The organism is Grimontia sp. AD028 (assembly GCF_000973155.1).
GTDB lineage: Bacteria > Pseudomonadota > Gammaproteobacteria > Enterobacterales > Vibrionaceae > Enterovibrio > Enterovibrio indicus.
Map to the genome: position 1 here is coordinate 1 of NZ_LASY01000060.1, position 7,033 is coordinate 7,033.

Below are 7,033 nucleotides of genomic sequence, written 5' to 3' on the forward strand. Positions count from 1 at the left end.
TCGAGAACCATGAACCAAACCCGCCAAATGCAAAAGCCAGCACATTAGTGCTGGCTTTATTATTTATTCAGCTACTTTATATAAAGTGCTGCTATCAGTATGCGAGAAATCACTGCCATAAATATTCAGAGCGGTATTTTGAGAATATGTCAATTTATCGTCTTCGATATTAATCGTCATCGTAAAGTCAGTTGTGGTAGCGTTTTGCGTCATATAGTTTGACTCTGCGATACCGCGGTTTGATGCTTTTAAAGTCATCGTTTTACCGGCTGTGCCTTCTGCTGTAACGCAAGTGGTACGGGGAACGCAGAATGAGTTGTAGACGATTTGATTTTCCTGATCGTAAATAAAGTAGCCACGTTGGTCGTGGAACTTAGAGTCATCTGATTTACGGAAAACTTCCTGCTTATAGTAAAGAGCAACTAGACTTTGATCGCTCGCGTTAACTGCGTCGGCTGCCACTTCAAAAGTGATGGTTTCGTAGAATGGCGTAACAGCAGGAGCGCCTTTACCTTGCTCGGTGCCTTCCTGAGCCGGTGCGACATCAACGCCGCCTGTTTCAACACTTTTCCAAGTACCCACAAGAGAGGCTATAGGGCCAAAGTCCATACCATCGATAACATTATGATCGGCAAATGCTGGCATTGCGAAAGCAGAGGCAAGAATTAGCGTGCTCAATTTTTTCATCATTACTTCCTTTTCTAAGTTGGCTTTGGAAAAGGAATATAGGTATGTATCGCAAACTATTTTTGAGCTGGATCATTTTTAATCAGAAACTGAGAGCTTGAATGTATGAAAAGGTAAATTAGGTGAGAAATATTGTTTTAGTGTAATGATATATTAATATCGCGATAATGATTGTATTATCACTAATTTCCCTGGTGATGTTGGCATGCGTGGTAATTGAAATTATATATATTTATCTTTGATAGTTGCAATGTATATATTTTAAGTGGTCAATAAAAAAGCGCTGATTAGCAGCGCTTTTTTATTAAATTGATAGTGAGTTTAATTCTTGTAGTGACTAAGGAATATTGCAGCTGTGTTTTCTGCCAGAGCTTTGCCTTCGCTATCATTGAGCGGCTGACAAGCTCCAATCAACTGCGGCCAGAATGCAGATCCTTTGATCAGGTTGTGTAACTGAGTTCGCGCAAGCTCCACATTTTCCATTCTCAATGTGCCGATTTTATCTTGTTCGACCAGCCAAGCATGTAAGGCGGTATCTTCCTTCGACATACTCTTGATTTGTTCCTGCAACGCTTCCGGCTGGAACAGGAAGTGGCCAAAAGCCACCTTTGCCATGTCGAGGTAATCAGGTTGGGCAATGACAGCGATCTCTTGATAGAGCAGAGTAGAAAGCTGTTCAGACAGTGGCAGTTTCGACAGTTCTTCAAGGCACTCTGGCGTGATGGAGCTTTTCCAAAGCACTGAGAGGAGTTCCATGACCAGTGCTTCTTTAGACGGGAAATGATTATAGACGGTTCGCTTGGAGACATTGGCGAGCGCAGCAAGCTTATCCATGCTGGTATTTTGCACGCCAAACTCCTGAAAAGCCTGACGTGCGGCTTCCAAAATGGCTTCACGTTTTATTTCGCTTCTGGTTTTTATCTTCACTGTCATTGGGTTAGACGCCAACTCAAAAAGTAACGGTGACTATATTACACTAAGCGGTTTACTTTTCACTGTTCTTTTGTAAACTACACCGAGTAGTTTACATTGACTTTAATCAATCAACACGTGGTCGCTATGGACAGAACCCTTTTTAAACACACCTTACTGACGACACTAGGAGTGATTGCGATGAGTTCAACAATGCTGTCTTGTTCCAGTACTGATGGGCCAGAAGCGGATTATCCAGACAAATTTGTAAATAGCGATCCGGCGTTCGAAAGGCAAAGCAACCCTTTTGAAATCCTTATGGCTTTCATTAAAGCAGAGGAGAGAACGCCCAAACCGACGTTTGATTTTCCAATGCATACCATTACAACCGAGCAGCTAATCGATGAGCGTGAAGATGTGGTTTATCGTCTCGGCCACTCGAGTATGTTGATGAAACTGAATGGTAGCCTCGTGATTACTGATCCGGTATTCAGTGACCGCGCTTCACCAGTGCAATTTATGGGTCCTAAGCGCTTCCATCCTGCGCCGATTTCAATAGAAGATTTGCCTGAGATCGATGTAGTTGTGATCAGTCATGATCATTACGACCACTTGGACAAAATGTCTGTGAAAGCGTTATCAGACAAAACAGGCCTGTTTTTAGTGCCATTGAAGATTGGTGCAATCCTAAAGGATTGGGGTGTGCCAACAGAGAAAGTCGTAGAGTTGAAATGGTGGGAGTCGCGGGTGGTCAATGGTATTGATTTTACCCTGACACCAACGCAACACTTCTCAGGCCGAGGCCTAACCGATCGCGATTCTACACTTTGGGGAAGTTGGGTAATGCTCTCCCCTGAAAAACGGGTGTATTTTAGCGGCGACTCAGGCTACTTCGATGGTTTTAAGGAAATTGGTGAGAAATATGGCCCATTCAACCTTACCATGATTGAAACTGGTGCCTATAACTCTCTTTGGGCGAACATTCATATGTTCCCGGAGCAAAGCGTGCAGGCACACATTGACCTCAAAGGTAGCGTGATGTTGCCCATCCACAACAGTACATTCGATCTGGCGATGCATGACTGGAAAGAGCCGATGAAAAAGGCATTGGAAATCAGCAATGAGCGTGGCGTGACCATGGTTAGCCCAGAGATTGGTCAACGTTTGGCTATCGGTGAGACGTTGCCAGTGGTTGAATGGTGGAATCAGGAATGATGAAGAAATTGGGATTTGCGGCGGCATTGGGTGCCGCTGCCATTATCAGCACGGCTGCTTCTGCCTCGGTAAAAAACGATGTGGAATACCTCATCGCGCAGATGAAAAGCTCCGATTGCACTTTTGTAAGAAATGGCACGGAATACGACAATCTGCAGGCGGCCGAACATCTTCAGAATAAGTGGGAATATGCCGAAGACAGGGTCGCTTCGACCGAGATGTTTATTAACGAAGTGGCATCTAAAAGCTGGTTTACTGGCCGCGCGTATCAGGTTAAATGTGGCGAAGAAACCCAAACCAGTCAACAATGGCTAACCGAGCGGTTAGCGGAAAAAGAAAAGTTAAATTAACGTCTATTGCCACCGAAAAGCTCAGAAAGATAAGCAGAAATCACACTGCTGAATATCCCGATAATCACTGCGACAGCAATGACCACCAAGAAGGTAATCACAGCAATAAAAATAGAGCCGATAAAAAGGCCGACTAACGGAAGAATCACAAAGAAAACAAAGGCAATGACCAATGCGGCAACGATTAATGCGCCAGCTTGGAGCGCCAAGATGGCAACCGGGTTGGAGATTTGTTTTCCGTTAATGACCACTCTTCTGTTCATCTTCCCCTCCTCTGTTCATCTTCCCTTCCTAAATGTTATGCCCACAGAATAGCACTTCGCTTCGCCTAGTTTTTCAGACCACTTAACAATCCTTGATTGAAAAACAACCAGCTTGGCGTGTTAATCTGGTAAAGCTTAAAAAATAATCATAAGTACAGCTGGGAGAAAGGCATGAAATACACGGGAAGTTGTCACTGTGGGTCAGTGACGTTTGAATTCGAAGAGCATGAAATTAAATCAGGGTTGCGTTGTAACTGTTCGATCTGCCAGAAGAAAGGGGCATTGATGAGCGCATTTACCGTGCCACCGGAAGCCATGAATATCACAGCAGCAGAAGGTGTGCTGGCGACGTATTCGTTCGGTAGTGGTACGGCGAAACATCACTTCTGTAACCGTTGTGGGATTTATCCTTTCCACCAAACTCTTAGAAAACCAGGACACTACCGGGTTAATCTCGGCTGCCTTGATGGTATCGATACAACCAAGTTGCCGTTTGATGTGTTTGATGGTGCTTCGGTTTAGAACTTACCGTTAAACAAAACAATGAAGAAAAGCCTGACGATGTTATGTCGTCAGGCTTTTTTGATCAGAAGTGATAGGCGACTGTCGCACCAACCAGCCATTGGTGTTTGCTGTCAACGATAGGGGAGTCAGCAACGTCGCTGCCTAATTCTGTGTATTGGGTAGATTGGGTCAGGTTCCAGTTCTCGCTGATAGGATAAATTAGCTTATAACCTACTTCATAAGCGACTGAGCTGCTGCCCGTGTACTCTGGTCGGTTGGCACGGGCTTCTTTTGGCTGCACGCCGAAGTAGTAGTCCACAAAGTCTTTGCTCTGGAACATCACCCCTGCGAAGGAAACCAAATCCGCATCGCCAATGGGAAAGATGTCGAAGTACCTCACGCCCGCCAGATAGCCTTTGTAAGTGCCAGATATATCATGTTGGAAGTAGGTGGAAATCACGCCGGTACCAACTTGGAAGTCAGCATTCAATCCGAGGTCGACACTGATGTCCCTGTCATCCATACCTTTCAGGAAATCCGAGGTATCGTCATCATAACCGATCCCCGCGCTGGTGAGATGAACACCAAGATTGACCAGATCGCCGTCGGTTCCATAAAAACGGTAGTTTGCACCATTGAAGTCGATGTTGAAGTCTTCACCGTGGTAGCCAAAGTTAAGGAGTGGAACGACAGAGTGATCTTGCTCTTTGTAGAGATCGCTGGTGGCAGCAGCGCCCGCCTCAGCAATCCAGGTGCTTTGCTTGGTATAGATATTACCGTTGAGAATATAAGTTTGATTCGCTGCCTGTACCGCAGGTGCAGCGGCGAGAATGGAAAAGAGTAATGCAGATTTATTCATGATTCTGTCCTTGTTTGTGCGCTTAATGAACACCGTACAAAACTCGGCTAACTGACAATAGAATCAATTTGTCATGGGTTTGTCAGCGATTGTCAGGGTCTTTGGTTTGGAATGGTCACAATGAGTTTGGCTCCTCCTTTTGCGCTTTCTTCAAAAACGGCATGCCCGTCGTGTTTTTCAACGATAAGTTTAACGATAGCAAGACCCAATCCATGGCCCATATTGGCTTTGTTCCGCGAAGGGTCGACACTGAAAAACGGCTCAAAAACGGATTCGCGATATTCGTTAGGGATCCCGGGGCCATCGTCTTCAACAATGATCTGGGTAGTGTTTCCGTTTTGCTGGCAAATGACTGTGACGGTTGATTCCGCATACCGCACTGCATTCGTTAATATGTTTTCTATAGCGCGTTTCAACAAGGGTTTATCAGCCAGAAGTGAGATATTAGGCTCAATAATCACTTCTATTTCACAGTTTTGACTGTTAGGAAGTCGCTCAACCAAATGCTGGATAAAGGGTTCGGCAGGGAAGACTTCTTTCGTCAGTGACCTGTCCTGGCGACCAATTTTGGCAAAGTAGAGCAGTTCATTCACGAGTTGCTCCATCTCTTCTGTGTCTTCAATTATGCTGGCGACTTTATCCTTTAGGTCGGGAGACGTGACTTCTTCTTTGATGATCTCTGCTTGCCACTGAATGCGGAAAATAGGCGTGCGAAGGTCATGAGCAACAGCCTGAGTCAATGAGCGGTTACTGGTGATCAACTGAGAAATCTTGTCTGCCATATCATTGAAGCTTTCATTCAACTGGCCGACTTTACTCCCACTGTTGGTTGGTGCTCGGGCGTTTAGGTCGCCTTTGGCAAAGTCTGCAGTCACCCGTTGTAAAACCCGAACCCGCCTGCTGAGAAACCAAATTAGCCAACTGGAATAAATCACGAACCCGCCACCGATAAAGACGAAAAAGAGTGAGTCGCTGAACTCGATATTCTGTCTGACTACGTCATCAGTATTTGGCTCAAAATGGTAGTAGTTCGTTGAATCCGGCAGTGTCAGCCAAAGTCCCCGGTCTTCATCGTGAAAGGAATAGGAATGGGGCATATCACTTGCTGAAAAGTAACGCTTTACTTCTTCGGGGGCATCATTCATTGGCACGAGGTTTAGATTGTTCGCCGTGGATTGCGCGTAGTCAGCAACCAATTGCCTGAGCGCTTCATCATCTTGATGCTCTGACAAAGTCGCCATTAAATCTTGTACTGCTGCTGCTTGCATGTCCTCAAGGACATAGTCGTAATCTGTATTGAGCTGATAGACGAACAAGTCAAACGCGAAAAGGCTGACAATAAAAAGAACAAACAGTCCGATAAAGGATTCGATATAGATACGCCACATAGTTAACCTGGTCTTGTTATTCCTTCCATGCGTCCGGCACAAAGAGATAGCCTTTCCCTCTCACTGTCAGTATCCGATGGGGTGATGAGGGGTTATCTCCGAGTTTTTTTCGAAGACTGACGACCTTGTTATCGACAGTACGATCCAGACCATCATATTCAATGCCACGGACAGCGAGAGTCAGTGTTTCTCTCGACAAAACTTCGTCTGCAGAAGCGGCGAGCAGCCACAAAAGGTCAAATTCGCTGTCTGATAGAGCAATGTGTTCACCAGACCATTCACACCATTTTCTTGCGTTGTTGAGAGACAAATTTCCAAACGTTAATACGCTGATAGATTCAGGCTTTACCGTTTCCAGCATTTCATTACTTGAGCCGTCCCTGCGCAGTAACGCTCGCAGTCTAGCGAGCAGAACGCGGGGTTTAATTGGCTTGGTGACAAAGTCATCGGCCCCAATTTCCAGTGCGGCGACATGGTCAAAGTCGTCATCACTTGCCGTCAGCATTAACACCTTACCGGAGAACTTGGGGCGAATCTGTCGGCAAATTGTCAGACCATCGATATCCGGCAGCATCAGGTCGAGCATAACGATGTTGGGCTGTTCTGAAATGATCGCACCAATGGCACTTTCTCCGTGATCAAACTCCTTTACGTCAAAATCTTGCTCGCGGAAGTAGGAAGAAAGAAGTTGTCGAAGCTTGGTGTCATCTTCAACAATAAACAGAAGAGGTTTGGGTGACATTGAAAATCCTCGTACCTAAATGTAATACCAATCACAGTAGGTAGCTGATCAGAAATAGCGCAGGAAAAATGCTCGAGAACAAGGCGGAAAATTTCGATAAGTAGTTATTCTAC

The 7,033-nt window shown here is 45.4% G+C and carries 9 protein-coding genes; 3 read left to right on the forward strand and 6 right to left on the reverse strand.

The features are described from left to right. Positions 1–63: 63 nt before the first annotated feature. Together RN22_RS13840 and RN22_RS13845 are read right to left on the reverse strand one after the other, a co-directional pair. On the reverse strand, positions 64–687 hold the full coding sequence (locus RN22_RS13840; protein WP_046305165.1) for a heme-binding beta-barrel domain-containing protein: 624 nt from the start codon (positions 685–687) through the stop codon (positions 64–66). Between the two features lie 321 nt (positions 688–1,008). After that, on the reverse strand, positions 1,009–1,620 hold the full coding sequence (locus RN22_RS13845) for a TetR/AcrR family transcriptional regulator (protein WP_046305167.1): 612 nt from the start codon (positions 1,618–1,620) through the stop codon (positions 1,009–1,011). A gap of 180 nt (positions 1,621–1,800) precedes the next feature. Here RN22_RS13845 and RN22_RS13850 point away from each other — a divergent pair, with 180 nt between their 5' ends. Then, entirely contained in the window at positions 1,801–2,814 is a 1,014-nt protein-coding gene (locus RN22_RS13850; RefSeq protein ID WP_046305168.1) for an MBL fold metallo-hydrolase, read from the forward strand. Continuing rightward, the gene (locus tag RN22_RS13855) at positions 2,811–3,164 is read left to right on the forward strand and encodes a DUF5329 family protein (protein WP_156168208.1); all 354 of its coding nucleotides are present in this window, start codon (positions 2,811–2,813) and stop codon (positions 3,162–3,164) included. Before RN22_RS13850 ends, RN22_RS13855 begins: the two co-directional genes overlap by 4 nt. Here the strand turns inward: RN22_RS13855 and RN22_RS13860 are convergent. After that, positions 3,161–3,427, reverse strand: a complete 267-nt coding sequence (locus tag RN22_RS13860; RefSeq protein ID WP_046305173.1) for a hypothetical protein — start codon at positions 3,425–3,427, stop codon at positions 3,161–3,163. The two genes, RN22_RS13855 and RN22_RS13860, sit on opposite strands and share 4 nt — an antisense overlap. A gap of 171 nt (positions 3,428–3,598) precedes the next feature. Between RN22_RS13860 and RN22_RS13865 the strand changes: the two genes are divergently transcribed. Continuing rightward, positions 3,599–3,949, forward strand: a complete 351-nt coding sequence (locus RN22_RS13865) for a GFA family protein (protein WP_002538855.1) — start codon at positions 3,599–3,601, stop codon at positions 3,947–3,949. 64 nt (positions 3,950–4,013) lie between these two features. Here the strand turns inward: RN22_RS13865 and ompV are convergent, their stop codons facing one another. From ompV to RN22_RS13880, 3 genes are all read right to left on the reverse strand, one after another. Continuing rightward, positions 4,014–4,790: an outer membrane protein OmpV gene (gene ompV, locus RN22_RS13870; RefSeq protein WP_046305175.1), complete on the reverse strand. Its 777-nt coding sequence runs from the start codon at positions 4,788–4,790 to the stop codon at positions 4,014–4,016. A 92-nt stretch (positions 4,791–4,882) separates the two neighbouring features. Continuing rightward, entirely contained in the window at positions 4,883–6,178 is a 1,296-nt protein-coding gene (locus RN22_RS13875) for an ATP-binding protein (RefSeq protein WP_046305177.1), read from the reverse strand. 16 nt (positions 6,179–6,194) lie between these two features. Further along, on the reverse strand, positions 6,195–6,920 hold the full coding sequence (locus RN22_RS13880) for a response regulator (protein ID WP_046305179.1): 726 nt from the start codon (positions 6,918–6,920) through the stop codon (positions 6,195–6,197). Between the last annotated feature and the right edge of the window lie 113 nt (positions 6,921–7,033).

Excerpts from the sequence above, each read along its gene's own strand:
- RN22_RS13865 (WP_002538855.1), top strand. The coding sequence starts at position 3,599 with ATGAAATACACGGGAAGTTGTCACTGTGGGTCAGTGACGTTTGAATTC.
- RN22_RS13845 (WP_046305167.1), bottom strand. The coding sequence starts at position 1,620 with ATGACAGTGAAGATAAAAACCAGAAGCGAAATAAAACGTGAAGCCATT.
- RN22_RS13850 (WP_046305168.1), top strand. The coding sequence starts at position 1,801 with ATGAGTTCAACAATGCTGTCTTGTTCCAGTACTGATGGGCCAGAAGCG.
- ompV (WP_046305175.1), bottom strand. The coding sequence starts at position 4,790 with ATGAATAAATCTGCATTACTCTTTTCCATTCTCGCCGCTGCACCTGCG.
- RN22_RS13875 (WP_046305177.1), bottom strand. The coding sequence starts at position 6,178 with ATGTGGCGTATCTATATCGAATCCTTTATCGGACTGTTTGTTCTTTTT.
- RN22_RS13840 (WP_046305165.1), bottom strand. The coding sequence starts at position 687 with ATGAAAAAATTGAGCACGCTAATTCTTGCCTCTGCTTTCGCAATGCCA.
- RN22_RS13860 (WP_046305173.1), bottom strand. The coding sequence starts at position 3,427 with ATGAACAGAAGAGTGGTCATTAACGGAAAACAAATCTCCAACCCGGTT.
- RN22_RS13855 (WP_156168208.1), top strand. The coding sequence starts at position 2,811 with ATGATGAAGAAATTGGGATTTGCGGCGGCATTGGGTGCCGCTGCCATT.
- RN22_RS13880 (WP_046305179.1), bottom strand. The coding sequence starts at position 6,920 with ATGTCACCCAAACCTCTTCTGTTTATTGTTGAAGATGACACCAAGCTT.